Below are 21869 nucleotides of genomic sequence, written 5' to 3'. Positions count from 1 at the left end.
GAGTTTAAAAAACGGCAAAATAAGGCTTAAAATGTGTGTTTTGCTCACTAAAAAGGGCAAAATGCACATTTTTTTTCAAAAAAATCGAAGAAAAGTTTGGTAATTCAGAAAAAAGTAGTACCTTTGCACTCGCATTCAGAGGAATGCTCCTAAGTAATAGGAAAAACTGCGGAAATAGCTCAGTTGGTAGAGCACAACCTTGCCAAGGTTGGGGTCGCGGGTCCGAGTCCCGTTTTCCGCTCATTTTTTTTGAAAACAACATCAAGTTTTATCTTGGTTAGATAATTGATGGCAATATACTTGGAGAGGTGGCGGAATTGGTAGACGCGCTACTTTGAGGGGGTAGTGACAATTGTGTCGTGGGAGTTCGAGTCTCCTCCTCTTCACTGGTATTGTTATCTTACAAGCGGAAATAGCTCAGTTGGTAGAGCACAACCTTGCCAAGGTTGGGGTCGCGGGTCCGAGTCCCGTTTTCCGCTCGATCATTTTTGTATTAAACCAAGATAGGTTTAAGTTTAGGGCCCAAGTGGCGGAATTGGTAGACGCGCACGTTTCAGGTGCGTGTGTTTCACAACGTGCAGGTTCGAGTCCTGTCTTGGGCACAATGTTTAAATTAGCTTAGTGTTGGAGAGGTGGCGGAATTGGTAGACGCGCTACTTTGAGGGGGTAGTGACAATTGTGTCGTGGGAGTTCGAGTCTCCTCCTCTTCACTTTTATTGTTGTTTTATAAGCGGAAATAGCTCAGTTGGTAGAGCACAACCTTGCCAAGGTTGGGGTCGCGGGTCCGAGTCCCGTTTTCCGCTCTTTTTTTTGAACTCGAGAAACATACCCATTTATGAATTTATATTTAAGATATTTTGATCAGGAGACATTAGTTACTAGTGTTGATGATGCTATTGGTTTTTTAAAGAGTATTCCTGAGATTGAGATGGATGCGGAGCTAGAGGCAGATGTTCGTGAATATGCCGCTAGCGATTTGACGTATCCAAAAAGATATAAGGTACGCCCACGTGTTTATTTTATTGTGATAAAGACTACGGCGCAAACTATGCAGGATTTTAAGGATAAGAAAGCATTGCGTACTCCTACTCCTGCAGAGAGAATGGAGAATCCTGTTGTTGCCAGTTTGGCTCAAGAGGCTCCAGGCTGGTATGAAGGATCACTTGATTTCAAGCGTGTTGTGATGGTACCGGCTACAGGAAAGTTTGAGTACCGTGATACTCATTTCGTTGCGGATGTTAAAGCTGAATCAGGTTTGGATTGTTACAATCGCATCGTAGATTATCTGCGCGATTGTGTAGATTCACGCAGCCAGTTCCCATCTGCAAAAGGTAAGAATTTCCATTTCCGCTATCTGGGAATGTGGAAATAAAATATTCAGAAATTTAAAAGATTCGTGTCATGAACAAGGTTATGCTAATTGGTAATGTAGGTAAAGATCCTGACATTCATTATTTCGAAGCAGATCAGGCAGTAGCTCAGGTCTCTCTCGCAACTACAGAGAAAGGATATACTTTGCCTAATGGTACCCAAGTGCCAGACCATACAGATTGGCACAATCTTGTTTTTTATCGTGGGCTTGCAAAGGTAGTAGAGAAGTATGTGCATAAGGGTGACCGCCTTTATGTGGAAGGAAGAATCCGCTACCGCTCCTATGATGACAAGCAGGGTAGAAGACAATATATTACAGAAATCTATGTAGATAATATGGAGATGTTGAGTACTCGCCCTGCTACTAGAGAACAATAATTATTAATTTTTAGCTCAGAAATTGGATATATCCACCATAACTGATGCCTTCGGTGATGTGATGCTGATGCAGCCTTCCGCCGGGGTTATTGTAGCTGCTGTACTTGCAGCTATATTGTTAGGCATGTCTGCTTTTGCCAGTGGTTCCGAAATTGCTTTTTTCAGTTTATCACCAACTGATGTTGCGGAACTTGAGGATGAAAAGACTGATGCCGATAAGAAAATACAGATGTTGCGTGATGATTCTGAACGTACGTTGGCTACCATTTTGATAACCAATAATTTTGTGAATGTCACAATCATCATGCTCCTTAATTATGTATTCGCAGGAATCGTAGAGTTTGGTCCTAAAGCTTATTGGCTTCAGTTCCTGATTATTACGGTTATTCTTACTTTCTTGCTTTTGCTTTTTGGTGAGATTATGCCGAAAGTGTATGCCCGCCAGGATTCTCTGAAGTTCTGTCGCCGGTGCGTAGGGGGAATTCTGTTTGCCAGAAAGCTGTTTTGGCCTTTAGAAACTATCTTGCTGAAAAGTGGAATTCTTGCAGAAAAGATTATACAGAAAGAAAATCATGTGCTAAGTGTTGATGACTTGGAACAGGCTCTTGAACTGACTGATAAGAATGATATCAAGGACGAGCAGAGCATGCTGAAGGGTATCATCCGCTTTGGCGATGAAACAGCCAAGGAGGTGATGACCAGCCGACAGAATATTGTTGACCTGGATATCCGCAGCACCTATCCAGAAGTGTTGAAATGCATTGAGGAAAATAACTACAGTCGTATTCCTGTTTATCAGGATAATACAGATAATATTCGTGGTGTACTGTATATCAAGGACTTATTGCCTCATCTTACGAAGTCTTCCAACTTCCGTTGGCAGAGCCTGATTCGTCCTCCTTACTTTGTTCCTGAAACCAAGAAGATAGATGATCTGCTTCGCGAGTTCCAGGACAACAAGGTTCATATCGCCATTGTGGTAGATGAGTTCGGAGGAACATCGGGTATTGTTACTCTCGAAGATATTCTGGAGGAAATTGTAGGTGAAATCAATGATGAATACGATGAGGAGGAGAAGTTCTACTCGAAATTAAATTACAACACCTTTATCTTTGAAGGTAAAACGCTTCTTTCTGATTTCTGCAAAATCCTGAATGTAGATGACGAAGAGTTCGAGGAGGTTGAGGGCGATGCTGATTCTCTGGCTGGTCTGCTCTTGGAAATTAAGGGCGATTTCCCAAGTATGCACGAGAAGATAGATTATAAGAACTATACTTTCGAGGTTATGCAGATAGAGGAGCGTCGCATCAGCAAGATTAAGGTGACGGTACATCCTTTGAAAGATAACGTGGAGGATTCTTCTAAGTAATCATCAGTATTCATCAATATCAGAATATAAAAAATATGGCAGTTGTCAATATACGAGAAGTTTATCCGGGAGTGAGTCTTGGTTTATGGCAGATGGATGAAACTGTAGAACAGTTGTTCGGGCAGTATCCTCATCTGCAGGCTTACCGCTCTCAGGTGGAAGAGAAATATAAGAACGATGGCAGGAAACTGGAGTTTCTTGCCATTCGTGCATTAATGTATGAGATGCTCAAGACGAACGGGGCTTCCAAGGGCTTGCTTTCTCATGCGGGTGACATTACCCACAACGAGGCTGGAAAGCCATTGTTCCGTGGTTATCATATCAGCGTTTCGCATACCAAGGGTTATGCTGCGCTTATCCTTTCCAAAAATCAGGAAGTGGCGGTGGATATCGAATACTTCAGCGATAGGGTAGAGCGCATCGCATCCAAATTCCTGCGCAAGGATGAGAAGGCGGAAGATCTGGATGCCAAGCTGGTGCATTGGTGTGCCAAGGAAACGGTCTTTAAGTTATTCTCAGAGGAAAACCTGATGTTTGAGGATATGCGGGTGAAGCCGTTTGACACGATGGCAGACTGGTCGTGTGATGTGGAGAATCTCAAGAGCAGGAAGACGGCGCATGTAGATTTCGAATTAACCATGGAGTTTGTACTGACCTATGCTGCGTTGTAATATCCTGTCCATCTTCCTGGCATCCAGTCTATTGGCTGGGGCACAGGAATGGAAAGTAGTGAGAGAGAATCCTCAGAAAGCTTTTCCGAAAACCGTGACTGCGGGCAACTACAGTGGCATTGCTCATCTGCATGATGATATCTATGCGGTGGTAAGCGACAAGTCGGATAGTGCCCTGTACTTCAACTTCCGGATTCAGGTGAATCCCAAGACCGGTGAATTGGAACAGGTAGAGAACCTTGGCTTTACCGAGAGAACAGATGGAACTCTGAACGACGGCAAGCCTTGGTTAGGGCAGGAGAAAGGCTTTGACCACGAAGCCATCGTGAAGGTTTCTGATTCTACCTTGGTGATAGCTAGCGAAGGATATTGCCGTTTAAAGGAGTATCCTGTTCTGCCTACTTCGGCTAATGCTCCCAAGATTAGCTATCAGCAGACCCTTTGGGAGAGCAGATGGCCTTCTTCTGATTTTTATCCAAATTATAATTTTGAGTCTCTGGCTTTTGATTCCATCCGGCAGTATCTCTGGACGATACCAGAGAGCACGCTCCGCAAGGACGGGCAGCCTGCTACTCCTCAAAACGGGTTGGCCAACCAGCTTCGTTTGATGAGGTTTGATTGGGGAAAGAACTCTCGTTACATGACAGCCTATGCCTATCAGATGGATCAACCTTCTACCCATAAGAAAGCAGATATCTATGTGATGGGGGTGAGTGAGCTTTGCGCCTTGCCCGATGGACAGCTTCTGGTTCTGGAGCGTGAGGCCTTTATCCCGAAGATTAAGATTGGGGCTTTCTGCAAGTGTAAACTCTATCAGATTAATCCTTTGAATTCTGAGGAGTTTGCTTTGAAAGAGAAGTTTTCATCAGATACTCCTTTCTTGAAGAAGAGATTGCTCGCGGAATGGAAAACCGGCTTGTCACTTTCCAAGCGTTCCTTTGCCAATTACGAAGGTATGTGTCTGGGACCCAAGTTAGAAGATGGTTCCCAGGTTGTCATCCTGCTGTCTGATTCGCAGGATCAATATGCTGGAGTATTGAAAGACTGGTTCAAGACGATTGTCATCAGAAAGGAATAAAGTTGTTATGTTGTAATCTTCAATCTCGTCCATAACCATCTAGGAATGAGTCGCCAGAGGAAGACGAGAATATCATATCTCCAGTCTATCACCTTAACTTCCTTTCCGCTTTCGATGGCATTCACGATATGCTTCGCCACATCTTCCGGTTTGAGCTGCAGCGGATAGCTGCTGCCTGCGATAAGGTCGGTCTTTACGAAGCCTGGTCGGATATCTGTGATGGCGATAGGGAGATGGCGCATCCGTGCCTGCTGCGACAGGCATTCCAGATAATGGTTCTGGAATCGCTTGGTGGCAGAGTAGGCTGGGGCGGCACCGAGACCTTTGGTTCCTGCAATGGAAGAGATGCAGGCAATGCGGGCTTTTGAATTGTTCTGATGATGAGTAGCAAACCAGTTGAATGCCGTATCCACCATTCTTGTGAATCCCAAGCCGTTGGTTTCTAGGGTCTTCATTTCCTTTTCTATATCCAGCGAGTTGTTCTGCCAGCCAATGCCGGAACTATGGAAGTAGAGGTCCATGCCTCCCAATTTTTCGATGAGTTCGAGAAGTTGGGCAGGAGCATTGGGAGAAGTCACGTCTATTTGCTGGTAGCAGGTAATGCCGCTCTGCGAAATCAGAGCCTGCAATCTTTCAATTCTTCTTCCGGCAATTCCGACCTGCCATCCTTTTGCAGCAAGCAGTTTTGCCACTTCCATTCCTATGCCCGATGTGGCACCCATTACAATTGCTTTCTTTGCCATATAGTTCTATTATATAAGGTGAAATCTTGATAGTTCTATTTAAATAAGGTGAAGTTTGGTCTAAATTTATCTAAATATCTAAATCGCTTTTACTCTTCAGCAAGTCTTCCGCCTTCTTCACGCTTCCTGCTTTCAGTATCAGTTGCTTCACTTTCTCGTAATCCGTATATTGCGGATTGCGTTCCATGAAGATGCGGCAGGCACGGTCGATGAGTTTATGATTGATAAGCTTGGCGTTCACCATCTTGTTGCCTTCCACCCGTCCTTGTCTTATCTGAAGGGAAGTGCTGATTATATCCAGAATCATCTTCTGCGATGAACCGGCTTTCATGCGGGTACTTCCCGTTACGAATTCCGGTCCCGTGATTACTTCTACGGGATAATCGGCTGCTTGGGCGATGGGAGCATGGGGATTGTTGACGATGCATCCCGTAGGAATACCTGCCTCCTTGCAATGCTGCAAGATGGAAAGCACGAAGGGAGTAGTGCCGCTTGCAGAGAAGCCCAGCACGAAATCATGCTTTGAGATATGCTTGTCGCAGAGCTGATGCCAGCCATTCTCCAGGTCGTCTTCTCTTGATTCTCTGGTTTGTGTAAGGCAGCCGATGCCTCCGGGGAAGATGGCTTGTATCTGCGAACCGTCGATGCCATAGGTGTTCTGCACTTCGATGGTATCGAGCGTAGCCAGTCTTCCGCCCGTTCCGCAACCGGCATAGAAGAGCCTTCCGCCCTTCTTCAGCTGCCCTTCGATGGCGGAAATCAGTTGGTTGATGGCAGGCAATGCTTCTTCTATTGCCAGAGCCACCTTCTTGTTTTCTGCATTGATATGAGCGGTGAGTTCATCCACGCTCATCTTTTCCAGATGTTCGTAGAGCGAGCTCTGCTCTGTTATTCTCTTTTCTTCTTTATTTGGCATATTACTTTATCTTTATCTTTAGGGTGTAGATTTAATGTAATGAAGCCTAGATGGTCGCGGAGGCTATGGCTTGCAGTCATCTAGAGAGTTCTATCATGATGAGACCTATCATCCGCTGGGCTCCTATTCTTCTGCCAGGAAATAAACCGGAGCATTGCGTGAACCTTCTTTAATCAGGAAACCGGATTTTTCCAGTTTCTTCAGCCAGTTGAGTGCTGTCTGTTTACGGATATGAAATTCCGCTTCCAGTACTTTTCTGTTAATGGAACGGTTATGCTTCAGATACTCTCTTATTTTCTCCTTCAATGCATCTTCAGAGAAAGGGTAGGAGCGGGAAGTATATTGTGATTTCTCGAAATGGGTATTATATTTCACCTGTTTCAGCAGGTCTGCATTGGGGCGAAACTTGATGCCTCTTACGCTTACATATTCAGCTCTCACTTTATTGTCGGGTTTCAGTTCATCCATATCCAGATCTACCGAGAGCGAGAGATAACCTATTTCCGGAATGTTGACACGTTTTCCATCCTGCAGGTCTTCTTCTATGATATCACGCAGTTTCATGAGTACGGACGAAACTTCTCCTTCTCCCAGACAGCTATGTCTGGCGATTCGGCTGATCATCTCCTTGTCAGTCATAGCTGTTTGCTCAAAGATATGGGCGAATCGGCGAGTTTCTTCATTTCCTCCTGCATTGGGAAGATAATGGATTTCATATTTAATAGCCATCGTATTCTTCTTTCTGTTTAGCGATACAAAGGTAATCTTTTATTCTTAAACTACCAAATAAAAATGGCACTAATATGGATGAGCGGTTTGATTGATACGAATGAGCGGTGTTATTGATGTGGGTTAGAACTGCTTATCAATAGGAATAAGCATCGTAAGAAGCCTTTATAAGTTGTCGGAAGAAATAGGATAAGTTGTTGGAACAGTAAGTATATGTTGCCGGGAAAGTCACTTCCGTCAGTCGCACAACAGCTGTTGTGCGCTTGCATATCAGCTGTTATGCGCTTGCACAACACGTGTTGTGCGAGCGTAAAACAGTTGTTGTGCAGTAAAATTTGTAACTCCCTTCATCATATTGCAATTCCTTTCTTATTTACGTTATGATTGAATAAGGTATAATGGTTCTCCTCCCATTCTTTTGGGGAGAAGAGTACAGGGTTGATGATTTCATCAATATCCCAGCCTAATTCTCTTAGTGGATAAGAATACTTATCGTAGGTTGTGCTTGTAGATAAGGTTCCAGGAGCTTACCTTATTTTTTCATTACCAAATCAGCGAGCACGATGGCGGATTCCTGCTCATCCCTCGGTGCATCCTTTGACTTCCATGCCACGATGAAGCGGATTCGGGCAGCGGTTACCTTGTAGCCTTTCAACTCCCATTTGCCTAGTTTCTCCTTCATCTTGATGGAGAGTTGGGATATGTCTCTGCCTGTTGATGGGAGACAGAGGCAATGGTCGTGGTAGGTTAGCGGCATACCGCTTCTCAAGGAAAGGATAGCGTCCTTGTGAGGCTTGGAGAAGCCCAGGTTTACATCCTTGTGTGAGAGTTGAAGCACTATTTCGTTGGGCTCATCGTAGGCTTGGGCATCATAGAGATGCTGGGCACTTTTCTGGCAGTCGAAGAGATTGCCGTTGGTGTGGATGGCAAGCGTACGCTTGGCACGGGTCATACCTACATAGTATCGGCGCAGTATGTCATCAGTAGGATGCTCGGGATGGGTAATGAGCATCAGTACATGGTCGAACTCATGGCCTTTTGCCTTGTGGATGGTGCTGACCACGATGTCTGATTTCGAGATGTCACAGAAGTCTTCTACTGATGATTCGAACACGAACTCCCTCAGGTCGCTGTAGTATTTGGCACGATTGGTCTGCTCAAATATCTGAAGGCTGCGGCGCAGATATGGCAATGCCTGGCTGGTGGCATACTTTTGGAATGTCTGCTGCTTGGCTGCTTCCCAAATATCATCAGGGATGATAGGGGATTTCGTCTCCTTGATGCCTTGGTCTATCTTCTTCAAGAAGTATCTTACCTCTGCCAGATTCCAGAAGCGCAAGCCGTCCATTGATTGCACCAGCTTGGCCCTGATACCATGGCTGTGAAGAAGAGCCAGCATGATGACAGCCTCCTCATTGGTCTGCGTGAGGATGCTGATGGTTTCGTTCTTCTTGTGGGAAAATGCATCGGCTTCTTTTGAAGCGTTACTTCTTAGTAATCGCGTAACGTCTTCTAGGATAGGCTGATACATATAAACCTTTTTCTCCTGAATCTCGTAAGGATGCTTCACGATTCTTACCTCTCCATCTTCTTGACTCATGGAGATGATAGGGGTAGATTTAATTCGTTGGCGGATGTTGCGGGCGAAATCGTTGGCAGTATCCACGATGTGGCGAAGACTGCGGTAATTCTCCGTCATCTCGATGAAACGGCTGTGCTCTGTCTGGGTCAGTTCATAGAGATACCGCGAGTTGGAACCTCTAAACTCATAGATGTTCTGGTCATCATCGCCTACGGCAATCACCCTCATCTCTTCGTTGGCTTTCATCAGAGCAGAGACAAGGGCATAGTCATCCTTGCTCATGTCTTGCGCTTCGTCGATAACGAGCACGGTCTTGCTGATGCGATTGGGTTCCACTTCTCCATTGTTAATCATTTCGGCGGCTTGCTTAACCACATCTCCTGCCTCATCCAGATTGCCAACTCTGCCCAACAGGTCGAAGCAGTAGGAATGGAAGGTCTTGATTTCTACGAAATGGGCGGCATTGCCGATGAGTTGCATCAGTCGCTGCTTGAACTCGGTAGCGGCTGCACGAGAGAAAGTGAGCATCAGGAGTTGTTCGTGCTTTACATCTTCCAGTAGCAGGAGAGAGGCAAGCTTATGTACGAGCACACGTGTCTTGCCGCTGCCAGGACCGGCAGCGACTACGATGCAGCGGGACTCGTGGTCGTCGATGATTTCCTTCTGTCGCTTGGAGAGTATTCCGAAGAGTTTCTTATACTTCGAAGGTGTTACGTTGCGCTCTATCTCAGTCTCCCGGTTGCCCTTGAAGTATTTTGAGATGAAGCGATGGTAGTCCATCTGGAAGTAATCCTGCACATATTGCAGGGCGGCGTCGTAATCCCTTACCATCAGGTTGGCATATTCGCCCACGATGTGAATCTGTTGAATCTTCTGCTTGTAGAATTCATTGAGCATGCGGTAATCCTCCTGCTTATAGTGGAGGCGAGGTTCCTTGATGCGTTTAATTGCCATCGCATTGTAAAGCACCAGGAATCCTCCTTCCAGCTTCATGGCTCCTATCTTGGAGAGATAGAGCAAGGCTTCCTCCACGTCTTCCAACTGCAGGGAAGAGAAGTCGGAGAAGAGTGACTGGTTGCTGGATTTCAGATCGTTCAGAAGTTCGACTACCGAGAATTGAAGAGGCTTCTCTTTTGAATCTACAGAAGAGCTATTGTTGCTCTCTTCTGTTATAGTTTTACTGTTTTCCTCAGCCAGGCTGTATAGTCTTTCGATAATGAATCGGCAAACTTCAATTCGTCTTTCGAATCGCTTGATGATGGTCTCTATGTCCTTGTCTCTTGTTACGATGAGATTGCGGACGCCGTCTTCCTTCTTGTGCGTATATCCCTTTACTGCCAGGAAGTATAGCAGTGTGCGGATTTTCTTTTCGGTTGAAGTGTTGATGCCGTCGTGTACGGCATAGTCATTGAGTTGCTTGTATGTGATGTGCAGCGATTCATCCGGGATATGTTCCAGGATGTATCTTTCCAGTTTGGCGAAGTTTTCCAGCATCTGCTGAGGCTTGCGTTGCTTGTCGCTGATGTCTTGCAGATAGGCAGAGATGTCACGGGTATCGGCAAGGATGCCTTCCTGGCGCATTCTGTCAACGGAGGAGATGACGTCTCGCTTGCTGAGTCCTAGGATGTCGGCGAGGTAATCGATGCGGGATTCAGCCTCGCTATCCTGTGCCTTGGCTATATGCTTCTGGGTGATGAGCGACTTGATGATGCGGATGGCATTCTGCATCTCATCTTCCGAGAACAGGGGTGATTCGGTGAGGCGAAGTCTTGCCTCGTCCATGTTCTTGACGGTGATACCTGTGGCATAGACGTGCGGAATGTTGTTGCCACGCTCTATGTATCCGCTCTGTTCTAGAGCAGAAAGGGCGGTGCGGACACGGGTTTCTATGTCGGATACCGAGTCATCCCAACCGGCTTGACGGGCTATCTCCAGTGCCGAACAACTTACATGTGGACGCTGCTTGGTAAAATCCTTAATGGCTTTCCATACCTGTTGTATCTCGCTGATGCTCAGCTTGGTTTGGTTGAGCAGGATGAAGTGCTTGTCCAAGTCCTCATCGCTATAGAGTACATAGCATTTGGCATTGAGGTGTGGGTCTCTTCCTGCACGTCCAGCCTCCTGTACATAGTTCTCCAGAGAGTCGGAGATGTCGTAGTGGATAACCAACCCCACATCGCTTTTATCTACTCCCATGCCGAAGGCGGAGGTGGCAACGATGATTCTTACCTTATCGCTCATGAAGGCATCCTGATTGTGTATCTTCTCATCGGCATCCATCTTGCCATTATAGGGCAGGGCGGATATGCCGTCACGTGTCAGTTTTTGGGCGAGTTCACGGGTTCGCTTGGTGCGGGATACGTAGATGATGGTAGGGCAATCAGCCTGCTCTACCAACGAGCGCAGGAGATTGTATTTATTGCCGTCACTATCTACGTGGATAACGGAATAGTGCAGGTTGGTACGTGAGGCTGATGAGGCGAAGAGCTGGAGGTCGGTACCCAGCCAATGCTTGAAATAGTCGCAGATGTCCTGCACCACCTTCTGTTTTGCAGTGGCGGTGAAGCAAGATACGGGTATCAGGGTTTGACCATGATTGCGGGCCATAGCATCCTTGCCAAACTTACGTTCCTGATATTCCTTGATAAACTTGCCGATATATAGGTAATCCACACGGAAGTCTTGTCCCCATGCAGAGAAGCAGTGAGCTTCATCAATGACGAATCTCACCACATGCCGTGCCATCAGAATGCGCTCGATGGTTTTGGAGCGCAACATCTCTGGTGCTATATATAATAAGGTGGCATCTCCGCTCTGTACTCGTTCGATGGCTAGGGAGCGGGAGATTGGGTCGAGGAGACCGTTGATGGTTACGGCATCGGTGAAGCCGCGGTCTGCGAGGTTATCTACCTGGTCTTTCATCAATGACTGCAGAGGCGAGATAACCACGGTGAGTCCATGTATGGTTCTGCCATCCATCAAGGCTGGCAACTGGAAGGTGAGCGACTTGCCGCCACCTGTAGGAAATATCGCCAATAATGACTTGCCATCCACTGCTGCCTGCGATGCCTGTTCCTGCAGCGGTTCGCCGTCATAGGTACGGAAGGCATCATAGCCGAAGAGTTGTTTCAGGTTGTGATGAATGTCGAGCATGCGGTTGCAATACTCGCAGCCATCGGTGCATTGGGTATGGCAGAGCATATAGATGATATGTTCTACTTCGGGATAATGGAAGAGTACCCAACCTGGGGTTACAGATTGGTAATCGTCTGTGCCTATGAGAGCCAAGGCGTATGCCAAGCCGCAAGGAGACTGGGCTGCAAGAGCCGGAATGTCGGCATGGGCGCAAATATGATTCTTGTATTCAGAAAGAATGAATTCTGAAACGTCTCTGATTGCATCATCCTTTTCGATGGCTCCCACATACATCAGAAATCCTCTGAATTCCTCTTCATTCTGGAGCAGCAAGGTGAAGATTTTCCTTTTCCTTTCTGATAACTGATTCCATGCAGCGATTTCGTCCATCAAAAGCTCCTTGGCTTTCTCGCAGTCGTTGACAGGATTATTCATCTGCTCGCTCATTAGTTTGTCGTCCTTTACCAAATGATGGTAAGGGCGCTTGGGGAAGAGGAGCGGGGAGAGATAGAGGGTATCTATCAGTATGCCGTTGAGTTGGAGATAGCGGGCATCGTGATGAATGAGGTTATGACCGCAGATATAGTCAACCTTTCCTTCTTGCAGGAACTTGTTCAGTGCCGTCTGTGATGCTTGGTGAAAGTTGGCTCCGTCATAACGCAATGCTCCGATGTCATGTATTTTATGGTCTTTCAGTCCCACTTCGGTATCCACGAAGGCAATGTTCCTGCTTCTGGCATCTTCCTTCTTGATGTCAGAGCTTACGGTGAGATTGTTTTTCCTTCCAAAGAGGCGACTGAATATTGACATAATCTTCGATGTTTATATTTACACCGCAAATGTACAATTATTATTTGATATATGCAAATAATCAAGTGCTTTTATCTTCTTTGAAAGCTGTTTTTATACAATTCCAAGAGGCTTGTGAGGATATCTTCAAGGCAGATTAATATGCACCCAAAACCTTCCAGTCGTCTATGAGTTTGAACAGTCGGGGCATGGCTGGCTTGTAACTGTCGGGATAGGTGAGGGAATAGACGAAGAGTATTCTACCACTTTTGATGAATTTATCGTAATGACTGTAGCCATCTACTCTTACTCCGTTTTCATAAACAGGACCGGAGAGGATGAATGCCTTATTCGATGCCTGCATCGTCCTTTCCGAATGAAGCTTCTGGGCTAGAGAATCGGCACAAGCCTGAAGGGTGTTGCTATAGTTGGGGGTAACGTAACTCTCCAGGATGATGTTGGCATGATTGGTGAATGAGAAGCGGGCATAGCCCTGGTATCCCGATACCGAAGTATCCTCCTGTTGGAAGAAGCAAGGATACTTGATAACGTAGCCGAAGTCAGGATCATTGTATTCCTTCATGGGCGCCATCTCTACTTTGGTCTTGAAATCCGCCATCGGTGTATGCTTCTCTTTTGTAACCTCATGATGATAGTTGATGATGAAGTTTATCATCATCAGCAAGACAATTGCTATCAAAAAAATCTTCTTCATATCTTTGCCACTTTTATATTTTAGCTGCAAAGGTATGAAGAAGATGGGAAACTGCCAAATAATAAGTATGACATTTGACTGACATTTCTGAACTTATCTGATAATCAGTCGATAAGACTTGCCTCTTTCCGACTCAATCATGAGGTTGCTATTCTGCTCAATCACCGGTTTGATACGGCGAATCAAGGTATAGAGCGTTTCGCTGGCATCCGGTTTCTTGGGCCAAAGAGCATCACAAATCTCCTGTTTGGAGAGTTGATGATGCGTATTGTTGAAGAAGAGTTGCATCAGTTGGTGCTGCATCGGAGTAAACTTGATGGCTTGTCCGCTTTCCTGATTGTAGAAGGAATCCTCGTCTTGAGAATAGCACATGGTGCCGAACATATCGGCCTCATGATTCCAGGGTTGTTTTCTGCGATGATAGTATAGCGATGCAATTGCCCAAATCATAGCCATGAGGGTAAGCGTCAAAGATGTCCGCTGGTTGCTCATACTCAAAACATCTGCCATCGAACAGTTGGCATAACTTTGGATAGAATGCTCGTTGAGGAGCATCTCTTTGCTGCTGAGCAGGTTGGCGCTATTTACCAGCTGGAAATTGTTCTTGCCTCTTCTTCTGTCTTCCATCACATAGCAGAGATTACTGGTCGACTTCAGCAGGTCGATGCTGAGATGTGAGCGGTAGCTCTGGATGGTATCAGGCGTAATCCATTGATATTTATTTTCCTGAAGAGTCAGAGCCAAAGCTTTGTTCATATCTTGTACAATGGCATACTGTGCCTTGCGGTAGTTGCTTACGCTGGAGAATGCCGCAGACATCACAAGGATGGCGAAGATGAGGATGGAATGATATGCTTTCAGTTTCATATTATCTATTCTGTTTAAATGATATACTGTTTAAAGAATCAAATGCAAAAGTACAGAAATTCTATGAAAGATGGTATAAAACTAGATATAATATTCGTTAATTGATAAATGTCAGACTCATGTCAGCCATATTTTTCGCTTCGGTCTTCTCTTTTTGATACCTTTGCAGCAGAAAACAAGTTTTAGAAAAAGTATATGATGACAATGACGAAAAGTAAATTGTTAACAGCTATGGTGATGCTGTGGGCATTGATCTCTTGTGCAGAAATAAGTGCCCAGGAGATCCAGAAGGTATCGAATGATTCTATAGCCTTGCAAGAGGTTGTTGTGAAGGCGGCACGAGTAGTCAACAAGGAAGATGGCAAGTTGATATTCCCAAGCGATATTCAGAAGCAGCGTTCTTTTTCTGGTTTTTCGCTTTTAGGAAAGTTGGCTTTGCCTCATATTAGGGTTGATGAGGCTGGCCGTTCCATTTCTGCTACCGATCATAAGGGAGAAGTGCAGATTCGTATCAATGGCATTCTCGCCAATATACATGACGTGCAGATGCTGGATGTAGCTTCTATTATGAGTGTAGATTATATCGACAGTCCTGGCGTAAGATATGGAAAGAATATTGCATACGTGATAGATATTCATACCCGCAGGGCTTCATCGGGTGGCAGTTTGGGCTTCAACTTGACCAATGCGCTAACTACCAAGCTCGGTTCGAACGATGTCTATGCATCTGTCAATAGGGGCAAGAGCCAATTGAATATTTTATATGAGCAGACTTATGTGAATAATAAGGCATCCGAATATAATGAGGATGCTCAGTATCTTCTACATGATGGTTCTGAGTATCAGATATCTCGAAAAATCATGAATGGGGCAACTCAAAATTATGGTAATACATTGCAGTTGAAGTATAATCTGGCTGATTCTGCATTATATGTATTCCAGACAACGCTTACCACGGATTTCTGCAATCAGCCTTATACATCGAATGAGGTGTGGTTTTCTGAATCAGGAAAGCCTGCATATCCTGTTTACAGAACCAGCAAGGGTAGGAACTTTACTCCTGCTCTCGATTTGTATTTCTATCATCAGTTGGGCAAGCATCAGTCTTTGTCGGCAGATGTTTTGGGCACTTATATCCACACCAAAGGAGCCTATTATGAAGGTGAGGGCGACCCCTATCAATATCAGGTAGATGGAAAGACCTATTCGCTCATAGCCGAGGCTATCTATGAAAACCGGTTGAAACCCTTTACTTTTTCTGCAGGAACCAACTTGAACTGGAAATATATGGATAATCAGTATTTGGGTGATGTGGTTAGCGAGAATGGTATCCGTTCATTGGGTATTTATGGTTTTGCACAAATCAAGGGAAGTTTGGGACAATTCAAGGAAGGAACATCCCGTTTAACTTATGTGGCTGGCTTCGGGTTGAGTAATCAGTCTTATCGACAGGGAGATGAGGAATTTAGTTTTTGGCTTTGTCGTCCGAAACTCACATTGGCTTATTCCTTGACATCTTCGTTTCAGATCCGCTTGGGAAGTGAATTATCACAGCATATTTCGCAGATAGCTATGATTTCGGATACCCGTATTCGAAAGAACAGTATGGAATGGACTGTGGGTAATCCTTCGCTTAAGCCTAGCAGTAGATATGAGAACTGGGTGGTATTCTCTTTCAGTAAACCAAGGATAAATACTGATTTTACCTTGAATTATCGCATCAATCGTCATTGTGATTTGGCGAAATACACCCGCACGGAAAATGATCAGTTTCTTTATTCCCAGACGAATCAGCCCCATTGTAATATGTTGTATCTTACGAATGATACCCGGTTTGACATTATCCCCGACCACCTTATATTCTCTGTGAATGCAGGTATTTACCGTTTTTTCAATAAGGGCGATGAGTACAGTTATTGTTATACTGCTTATAATTATGGTGGAACATTACAGGGATATTGGGGAAAATGGACAGTGATGCTGTATGCTGATAACGGTTGGAACTTTATGGAGGGAGAGAACATCGGGCATAATCCACCTTCATTGGCAACCTCAGCCAGTTATCATATAGGTGATTTCGATTTTACGCTCTATATGCATAATCCGTTTATGGCTCATCCGAAATCCTATTCTGCAGAAATCGTCAACGCATTACTCCGTAAGCAGGTTCGTGGTTATGACAATTCGGGAGGTAATTTGCTCCGTATCGGTGTTGCCTGGAATATCAATCGGGGAAAGGAATACCGTAAGATACAGCGGAATATCAACAATGAGGAGCGAGAAACGGGTATCTTGAAATAGTTGGCTTTGCTTTCTATATGGGTTGCATTGGCAACAGCTGGAATTTATTTCTTCCCTTTATTGATGATATAAATTCCGGCAGTAGCCAATGCGCCTGCTATCAGATACTTCCAGTAGAAGGTTTCACCAAGACAGAGGCAGGAGGTGATGGCTCCTACTACGGGGATGAGCGAATTGTATATTGCTACCTTTCCTACGGGATTGCAGCTCAATAGTTTATTGTAGAGAGCGAAACTGATGGTTGAGATGGCAATGAGCAGCAGAAGGATGGTGATGCCCCAGAGGCTGATGACTGGCAGATAGCCACCCATTAACAATGCAGGAATCACCAGCAAGGCTCCACCGATACTCAGCGAATAACCGGTTCCTACGAAAACATCCACTCTCTTGCTCAATCCTCGGGTCAGCAGGGAAGCACTGGCTCCACACAGGGCGTTGAGGATAATCATACCATCGCCCAGGAAAGTGAAACTACCGCTTTCCTTTCCGCCAAGGTTCAAGGCTAGGATGCCTAGGAATCCGATGATGCAGCCCAATGCCTTTTGCCACGTCATCCTGTCGCTCTTGAAGAAGATACAGGCAAGGATAACCACCGTGAAGACGCTCATAGAATTGAGTATCGCCGAACGTGCTCCTGCATTATGCGAGAGTCCGAAATAGAAGAAGGCATAATGAAGGGTGGTGTTGAGGAGTGCATAGAGGAGAAGGAACCAGACATTTTCTTGAACAGCTTTCTTCTTGAATCCGAATTCACGGTGTGAACTTCTTGCGATGGCAAGGATGATGATGCCGGAGATGAAGAAGCGGATGCCGGCAAAAAGCATCTTGCTTCCGGTCATGTCTGCTGTAATCTGATATTCCTCCATTCCCATTTTTATCAATGGGTAAGCCCATCCCCACGAGATAGCAGCCGTAAGGGCGAACAGGCTTACCCATACCGGTCGCTGAAATATACTGAGTGTATTTGTTTCTTTCTTTTCCATTATAATTTAATTGGTATTCCCTTGCTTCTGTGTTTGCTAAATGGCAATCTACAAGTCCCCCAGATGCCTTTCTATCGGAATACCTCGGTTCTTGTCCTTGTCATCCTTGTTGATGTCTATCCAGTTGCGCAGGGTATCCATGGCGATGCGGGTGGCATGGCGAAGCTGATCGCCATCCTTCAGTCTGCCCACGATGATGCTGGAGAAGATGTCGCCGGTGCCCGGGAACTGAACGGGGATTTCTTCGTAGGGCAGGAGGAAATACTCTTTTGTAAGATGATTGAAACCTACTACGGCATGCTGACCCTCTACGATGCACGAGGTGATGAGTACGGAGTGGGAACCGATGGCTCTCAGTTTATCTATCAGTTCATAGGCATCCTTCTCCGAGATTCCCTCTTCCTTGTATTCCGAATCCGTCAGCAGACAAGCCTCGGTATAGTTGGGAAAACAGAGATGCGATACGCTCAGCATCTCCTTCATGCATCTCACGGTACTCTCACTGGCTCCACCATAGAGCTTGCCGTAATCGCCCATCACGGGATCCACATAGATGTCGGTGCCCAGTGCTGCCTGTTCTCTGCAATAACGTGCCACCAGCTTAGCCTGACGCTCCGAAGCCATGAAACCCGTGGTGATGGCATCAAAATGAATGCCCAGTTCGTTCCACTTCTGCAAGGCTTCCTCGATATACGAAGTGCATTCCAGAATGGCATACTTGCCGTATGGGAAGGTGTTACTGATGAGCATGGTGGGCAGATTGAACACATCGAGTCCCATATAAGAGAGGATAGGCATCTGAACTGCGGCAGATACCTTTCCGTAGCCACACATGTCGCTGATAATAAGGATATTACTTTTCGCTTTCATTCTTTCTTTTTTTCTACTTGCTTTTCTTTCTTATCCTGATTATCTCTTAATAGCTGGCTGTACACTTGATGCCCAGAGCCTCTACACGCTCCTTGATGGCATCGAGAACTTCCTTTGGTGCCTTTTCCAGCAACTTGTCTGGTGTTTCGCGGGCGATGGTATAAACCATTACCTGCTGAGGCTGGATGTCTTTCACTGCCTCCAGCCAAGGAGCTACGAAATGCTCGCTGGTATTGTCCAAACCGTCACCTCTCAGGAACATGGTCTGGATGATGACGTGCCCCTTAAACATCTTCAGATATTTGATTACATCCTTCACGTCGTAGTTAGGCTGCTGAGGGCGGTCCAGCTTCTTGATGTAATCCATATCCACGGTATCCAGTTTCAGGATGTTGTTATCCACGAGCATCAGCGCCTCTCTCACTTCCTCCTTATATATATAGGTGGCGTTGCTGAGTACGGATACTTGTGCTTCAGGGAAATATTTCTTGCAGAGTTCCATCGTATCTTCCACGATGCCCTTGAAGTCTGGGTGCCCCGTAGGTTCACCGTTTCCGGCGAAGGTGATGTCGTCCAGAGGCTGGTTGTTGTCGTGGCGCTCTTTCAGAACCTTCTCCAATCCTTCTCTTACCTCCTCGCGGGTAGGGCGCTTTTTCTTAGGACGGAAGTCGGCGTTGAATCCGCATTCGCAATAAACGCAGTCGAATGAACAGACCTTGCCATCAGATGGCATGAGGTTGATGCCCAATGAAACTCCCAGACGGCGGGAGTTTACCGGACCGAATATCGGTGATGGATAAATAATCGTTGACATAATCTTATTTTATTAACTTATTCGTTATTTGGTGGGCAAAAGTACTAAAAAATGTTGGAATGAACAAATAAATCAACTGAAAATCGATTTATCCTTACCATTTGTCTTCTATCTCCGATAGATTGTGTACTTTTGCATTCCAATCCGGGGAGATTCTTGGTGATTTCGATTCGGATTTAAAGAAAAAAACAAAAAAGTTGATGTTTTGCTTAGTTTTTCGCTTGGCTCAACTGTATAGATAGTATATGAACAGAAAAAAGGACATAGAACAGTTATTTCGTCAGCATTACGCGAAGATGTACAATCTGGCCAGATGCATTCTTTCGGATGATGACGAGAGCAAGGATGTGGTGAGCGAAGTATTCGCCCAGATTCTTGCCGATGATGTGGTTCTGGTGCCTGGGAGTGAGGAAGGTTACTTGATGCGGAGCGTCCGCAACCGCTGTCTCAACCTGATAGCTCATAAGAGCGTGAAGGAAAGGGTGGCGAAGCTGCTGCTGGATGGTGCCGACGTGATTCTCTCGGAAGAGACCGACGAGCGACTCGACCGGCTGATGCTTCTCATCGAAGACCTGGAACCGCCTATCCGGCAACTCATTTTCCGTCTGCGCTATCTTCAGGAGAAATCTTATCAAGAGGTGGCTGATGAAGTGGGAGTGAGCAAGGTGACGGTGTTCAACCATCTCTCGAAGGCGATGGACTGGATTAAGAAACAATTTAAATGAGCAAGACAATGACAAACATGAGTAAAGAAGAAAAGCGGATGATGCTCTTTGACATGCAGGAGCATCCCGGTAAATATACCGACGAGCAGGTGGAGCGCCTGCTTGCCGATGAGGAAGTGAAGGAGTTTTTCCATGAACTGGTGATGGCGAGAATGGCTGGCAAGAAAGCCAATCCGAAGGAGGTGGATGTGGATGAGGCTTGGAAGGAGTTTGTGCAGGCTCATCACGAGGATAAGTTGGCGATAGATGCCAGCAAATCTAAGAGCGCTTATCGCAACCGGATGAAGATTGCCGCATCCATCGTCGGCATCATCTTCCTTTCGGGGGTAGCCTTGGCTGCGATTCACAATGGTTGGTTGGGATTCCCGGCTTCTGATCAGACAGCGGATAACAAAGCTGTGAACGAACAGATGGCAACAACCCAGGCGCTGACGAACGACAGTCTTCGTGCTGCAACAGCTGAGAATAAGGATTCGCTCGATATGAAGCCTGTGGTGTTTGACGATGCAGAATTGGGAGCCATCCTGGCTCAGCTATCCGGTTTCTATCATGTTAAGGTGGAGTATGTGGATGCCGGTGCCCAGCACATCCGTCTCTTCTTCAACTGGAACAAGACGAAGACTTTGGAGCAGAACCTGGAGATATTGAATGCTTTCGACCGCATACAGATAGAATATGCTGATGGCACATTGGTGGTGAAATAAGATAGGAGGATAAGTTTATGAGAGATTTTTGGAAACCAATGCCCGTTAGCGGCAAGCTTGTCAGAGAGCTTCTTCTTCTCTTCCTGCTGATATCCATGAAAGTAATGCAGCTGCCTTTTCTCCATATTTATTTCCTGCACAAAAAAGTTTTTCATGAAAAAAGTATCAAAGTATCATTATCTGGTGAAAATAATAGCGTAAATGTCTGATATGCTGATATATATAAAAATGATACTTTCGGATTGTTTTACGAAAAAGTATCATAAAATCACAAGAAGTATGTAAGCGGCTCCGCGTTTATACCTTGCCCTTTATCGTAAAAGTTCTTACCTTTGCACCATAATTTTAAAAGCAACGAAATTATGAGAGCAACAGAACGTTATGAGAGGGCATGGAATGCCTTCCAGATTCATTTGAATCATAATCCAAAAGCCAGTTTGATTCCTTTTTTAAAGGAACGGCATGTAAACCATCGCTCGATGCATAGATGGATGTCAGAGAAAGGTTATTCTGTTAGGTTAGCCAAACAGCAGATTCGTCTGCTTCAGGCCGAAGCCCGTAAGGAATGTTCCGAAGCAACAGCCAAGGACACTGGGATGATGTTCCTTCCCATGGAAATGCCATCCGATTCCGTCTGCCCGGAAAATTATCTTTTCGGCATAACCTTAACCTTTCCCAATGGAACGATAGTCACCATCAAGAAAGGTAGTGCCAAATCAGTCATGCATCTGATGAAACTTTACGAGAAGGAGGACTTGCTATGTTTGGATTAAACGAAAACACCCAGTATTACGTCTGCCAGCGATATGTCCGAATGAACATGGGCATAAATGGCCTGTACCAGATTGTGAGGACGGAGATGGAGCTGCCGCCACTCGGTGGTGCCGTCTTCATCTTCTTCTCCAAGAACCGCCAGCAGGTAAAAATGCTAAAATGGGATGGCGACGGTTTCTTGCTGTATCAGAAGCGACTGGAGCGAGGAACCTTTGAATTACCATTCTTTGATCCCCAAAGCAAACAATGCAAAATGCCGTACAAGACGCTATCTGCCATCATGAGCGGAATTTGCCTGAAAAGTATGAGATATAGGAAACGGCTTAATCTATAGGCGCATAAGATTATATTTAAT

At 45.5% G+C, this 21869-nt stretch carries 19 protein-coding genes and 6 tRNA genes; 16 read left to right on the top strand and 9 right to left on the bottom strand.

The genetic code is table 11. The features are described 5' to 3' along the window. Positions 1 to 168: 168 nt before the first annotated feature. From KUA48_RS03390 to KUA48_RS03340, 11 genes are all read left to right on the top strand, one after another. A tRNA-Gly gene (locus KUA48_RS03390) sits at positions 169 to 241 on the top strand. A gap of 61 nt (positions 242 to 302) precedes the next feature. Further along, a tRNA-Leu gene (locus tag KUA48_RS03385) sits at positions 303 to 386 on the top strand. 20 nt (positions 387 to 406) lie between these two features. Further along, a tRNA-Gly gene (locus tag KUA48_RS03380) sits at positions 407 to 479 on the top strand. Positions 480 to 520: 41 nt separating this feature from the next. Beyond that, positions 521 to 602: transfer RNA gene (locus KUA48_RS03375), tRNA-Leu, on the top strand. A gap of 24 nt (positions 603 to 626) precedes the next feature. Then, a tRNA-Leu gene (locus KUA48_RS03370) sits at positions 627 to 710 on the top strand. Positions 711 to 730: 20 nt separating this feature from the next. Next, positions 731 to 803 (top strand) — tRNA-Gly (locus tag KUA48_RS03365). Between the two features lie 32 nt (positions 804 to 835). Next, positions 836 to 1372 carry a hypothetical protein gene (locus KUA48_RS03360; protein WP_006849491.1) on the top strand — a complete coding sequence of 179 codons (537 nt, stop codon included), beginning with the start codon at positions 836 to 838 and terminating at the stop codon, positions 1370 to 1372. A 29-nt stretch (positions 1373 to 1401) separates the two neighbouring features. Then, positions 1402 to 1749: a single-stranded DNA-binding protein gene (locus tag KUA48_RS03355; protein ID WP_006849490.1), complete on the top strand. Its 348-nt coding sequence runs from the start codon at positions 1402 to 1404 to the stop codon at positions 1747 to 1749. A 61-nt stretch (positions 1750 to 1810) separates the two neighbouring features. Continuing rightward, entirely contained in the window at positions 1811 to 3118 is a 1308-nt protein-coding gene (gene gldE, locus KUA48_RS03350; RefSeq protein ID WP_218433567.1) for a gliding motility-associated protein GldE, read from the top strand. 35 nt (positions 3119 to 3153) lie between these two features. Beyond that, a complete protein-coding gene (locus tag KUA48_RS03345) occupies positions 3154 to 3789 on the top strand; it encodes a 4'-phosphopantetheinyl transferase family protein (RefSeq protein WP_218433552.1) in 636 nt (211 codons plus the stop codon). Next, positions 3776 to 4867, top strand: coding sequence for an esterase-like activity of phytase family protein (locus KUA48_RS03340; protein WP_218433554.1), 1092 nt, complete (start codon positions 3776 to 3778; stop codon positions 4865 to 4867). The genes KUA48_RS03345 and KUA48_RS03340 overlap by 14 nt, the downstream gene beginning before the upstream one ends. Before the next feature lie 5 nt (positions 4868 to 4872). On the opposite strand, the gene KUA48_RS03335 is transcribed toward KUA48_RS03340, so the two are convergent. The 6 genes from KUA48_RS03335 to KUA48_RS03310 all read right to left on the bottom strand — a co-directional run bounded on the left by KUA48_RS03335 (position 4873) and on the right by KUA48_RS03310 (position 14343). Next, entirely contained in the window at positions 4873 to 5610 is a 738-nt protein-coding gene (locus tag KUA48_RS03335) for an SDR family oxidoreductase (protein WP_218433555.1), read from the bottom strand. Positions 5611 to 5680: 70 nt separating this feature from the next. Next, positions 5681 to 6526, bottom strand: coding sequence for an N-acetylmuramic acid 6-phosphate etherase (locus tag KUA48_RS03330; RefSeq protein ID WP_218433557.1), 846 nt, complete (start codon positions 6524 to 6526; stop codon positions 5681 to 5683). 123 nt (positions 6527 to 6649) lie between these two features. Next, positions 6650 to 7255 (bottom strand): HU family DNA-binding protein, encoded by a 606-nt coding sequence (locus KUA48_RS03325; protein WP_118416315.1) that lies wholly within the window; start codon positions 7253 to 7255, stop codon positions 6650 to 6652. Positions 7256 to 7787: 532 nt separating this feature from the next. Then, positions 7788 to 12782, bottom strand: coding sequence for a RecQ family ATP-dependent DNA helicase (locus tag KUA48_RS03320; RefSeq protein WP_218433559.1), 4995 nt, complete (start codon positions 12780 to 12782; stop codon positions 7788 to 7790). Positions 12783 to 12918: 136 nt separating this feature from the next. After that, the gene (locus tag KUA48_RS03315) at positions 12919 to 13476 is read right to left on the bottom strand and encodes a hypothetical protein (RefSeq protein WP_218433561.1); all 558 of its coding nucleotides are present in this window, start codon (positions 13474 to 13476) and stop codon (positions 12919 to 12921) included. Positions 13477 to 13569: 93 nt separating this feature from the next. Further along, a complete protein-coding gene (locus KUA48_RS03310) occupies positions 13570 to 14343 on the bottom strand; it encodes a helix-turn-helix domain-containing protein (protein ID WP_228112664.1) in 774 nt (257 codons plus the stop codon). Positions 14344 to 14547: 204 nt separating this feature from the next. Between KUA48_RS03310 and KUA48_RS03305 the strand changes: the two genes are divergently transcribed. Further along, complete coding sequence (locus KUA48_RS03305; protein ID WP_334649358.1) at positions 14548 to 16644, top strand: hypothetical protein; 2097 nt, start codon at positions 14548 to 14550, stop codon at positions 16642 to 16644. 44 nt (positions 16645 to 16688) lie between these two features. Here KUA48_RS03305 and KUA48_RS03300 read toward each other — a convergent pair whose 3' ends face one another. Genes KUA48_RS03300 through KUA48_RS03290 form a run of 3 tightly spaced genes read right to left on the bottom strand, consistent with a single transcriptional unit; the run spans position 16689 to position 19311 of the window. Then, positions 16689 to 17627: a DMT family transporter gene (locus KUA48_RS03300; protein ID WP_153073480.1), complete on the bottom strand. Its 939-nt coding sequence runs from the start codon at positions 17625 to 17627 to the stop codon at positions 16689 to 16691. A 48-nt stretch (positions 17628 to 17675) separates the two neighbouring features. Then, complete coding sequence (locus KUA48_RS03295; protein WP_153088404.1) at positions 17676 to 18497, bottom strand: bifunctional hydroxymethylpyrimidine kinase/phosphomethylpyrimidine kinase; 822 nt, start codon at positions 18495 to 18497, stop codon at positions 17676 to 17678. A 46-nt stretch (positions 18498 to 18543) separates the two neighbouring features. Next, entirely contained in the window at positions 18544 to 19311 is a 768-nt protein-coding gene (locus KUA48_RS03290) for a radical SAM protein (RefSeq protein WP_022120410.1), read from the bottom strand. 245 nt (positions 19312 to 19556) lie between these two features. Here KUA48_RS03290 and KUA48_RS03285 point away from each other — a divergent pair, with 245 nt between their 5' ends. The 4 genes from KUA48_RS03285 to tnpB all read left to right on the top strand — a co-directional run bounded on the left by KUA48_RS03285 (position 19557) and on the right by tnpB (position 21848). Continuing rightward, positions 19557 to 20036 (top strand): sigma-70 family RNA polymerase sigma factor, encoded by a 480-nt coding sequence (locus KUA48_RS03285; RefSeq protein WP_218433564.1) that lies wholly within the window; start codon positions 19557 to 19559, stop codon positions 20034 to 20036. Next, complete coding sequence (locus KUA48_RS03280; protein ID WP_218433565.1) at positions 20033 to 20740, top strand: DUF4974 domain-containing protein; 708 nt, start codon at positions 20033 to 20035, stop codon at positions 20738 to 20740. The genes KUA48_RS03285 and KUA48_RS03280 overlap by 4 nt, the downstream gene beginning before the upstream one ends. Positions 20741 to 21102: 362 nt before the next feature. After that, a complete protein-coding gene (locus KUA48_RS03275) occupies positions 21103 to 21513 on the top strand; it encodes a hypothetical protein (RefSeq protein WP_144021577.1) in 411 nt (136 codons plus the stop codon). After that, positions 21501 to 21848 carry an IS66 family insertion sequence element accessory protein TnpB gene (tnpB, locus tag KUA48_RS03270; protein WP_117588063.1) on the top strand — a complete coding sequence of 116 codons (348 nt, stop codon included), beginning with the start codon at positions 21501 to 21503 and terminating at the stop codon, positions 21846 to 21848. Before KUA48_RS03275 ends, tnpB begins: the two co-directional genes overlap by 13 nt. The last annotated feature ends 21 nt before the right edge of the window (positions 21849 to 21869 follow it).

It is taken from the genome of Segatella copri (assembly GCF_019249795.2).
Taxonomy (GTDB): domain Bacteria; phylum Bacteroidota; class Bacteroidia; order Bacteroidales; family Bacteroidaceae; genus Prevotella; species Prevotella copri_B.
The sequence above is the reverse complement of the archived record's forward strand: the minus strand, read 5'-3'. Positions and strand labels throughout refer to the sequence as shown.

Coding starts and splice junctions, on each gene's coding strand:
- KUA48_RS03360 (WP_006849491.1), top strand. CDS start 836: ATGAATTTATATTTAAGATATTTTGATCAGGAGACATTAGTTACTAGT.
- KUA48_RS03355 (WP_006849490.1), top strand. CDS start 1,402: ATGAACAAGGTTATGCTAATTGGTAATGTAGGTAAAGATCCTGACATT.
- gldE (WP_218433567.1), top strand. CDS start 1,811: ATGCTGATGCAGCCTTCCGCCGGGGTTATTGTAGCTGCTGTACTTGCA.
- KUA48_RS03345 (WP_218433552.1), top strand. CDS start 3,154: ATGGCAGTTGTCAATATACGAGAAGTTTATCCGGGAGTGAGTCTTGGT.
- KUA48_RS03340 (WP_218433554.1), top strand. CDS start 3,776: ATGCTGCGTTGTAATATCCTGTCCATCTTCCTGGCATCCAGTCTATTG.
- KUA48_RS03335 (WP_218433555.1), bottom strand. CDS start 5,610: ATGGCAAAGAAAGCAATTGTAATGGGTGCCACATCGGGCATAGGAATG.
- KUA48_RS03330 (WP_218433557.1), bottom strand. CDS start 6,526: ATGCCAAATAAAGAAGAAAAGAGAATAACAGAGCAGAGCTCGCTCTAC.
- KUA48_RS03325 (WP_118416315.1), bottom strand. CDS start 7,255: ATGGCTATTAAATATGAAATCCATTATCTTCCCAATGCAGGAGGAAAT.
- KUA48_RS03320 (WP_218433559.1), bottom strand. CDS start 12,782: ATGTCAATATTCAGTCGCCTCTTTGGAAGGAAAAACAATCTCACCGTA.
- KUA48_RS03315 (WP_218433561.1), bottom strand. CDS start 13,476: ATGAAGAAGATTTTTTTGATAGCAATTGTCTTGCTGATGATGATAAAC.
- KUA48_RS03310 (WP_228112664.1), bottom strand. CDS start 14,343: ATGAAACTGAAAGCATATCATTCCATCCTCATCTTCGCCATCCTTGTG.
- KUA48_RS03305 (WP_334649358.1), top strand. CDS start 14,548: ATGACGAAAAGTAAATTGTTAACAGCTATGGTGATGCTGTGGGCATTG.
- KUA48_RS03300 (WP_153073480.1), bottom strand. CDS start 17,627: ATGGAAAAGAAAGAAACAAATACACTCAGTATATTTCAGCGACCGGTA.
- KUA48_RS03295 (WP_153088404.1), bottom strand. CDS start 18,497: ATGAAAGCGAAAAGTAATATCCTTATTATCAGCGACATGTGTGGCTAC.
- KUA48_RS03290 (WP_022120410.1), bottom strand. CDS start 19,311: ATGTCAACGATTATTTATCCATCACCGATATTCGGTCCGGTAAACTCC.
- KUA48_RS03285 (WP_218433564.1), top strand. CDS start 19,557: ATGAACAGAAAAAAGGACATAGAACAGTTATTTCGTCAGCATTACGCG.
- KUA48_RS03280 (WP_218433565.1), top strand. CDS start 20,033: ATGAGCAAGACAATGACAAACATGAGTAAAGAAGAAAAGCGGATGATG.
- KUA48_RS03275 (WP_144021577.1), top strand. CDS start 21,103: ATGAGAGCAACAGAACGTTATGAGAGGGCATGGAATGCCTTCCAGATT.
- tnpB (WP_117588063.1), top strand. CDS start 21,501: ATGTTTGGATTAAACGAAAACACCCAGTATTACGTCTGCCAGCGATAT.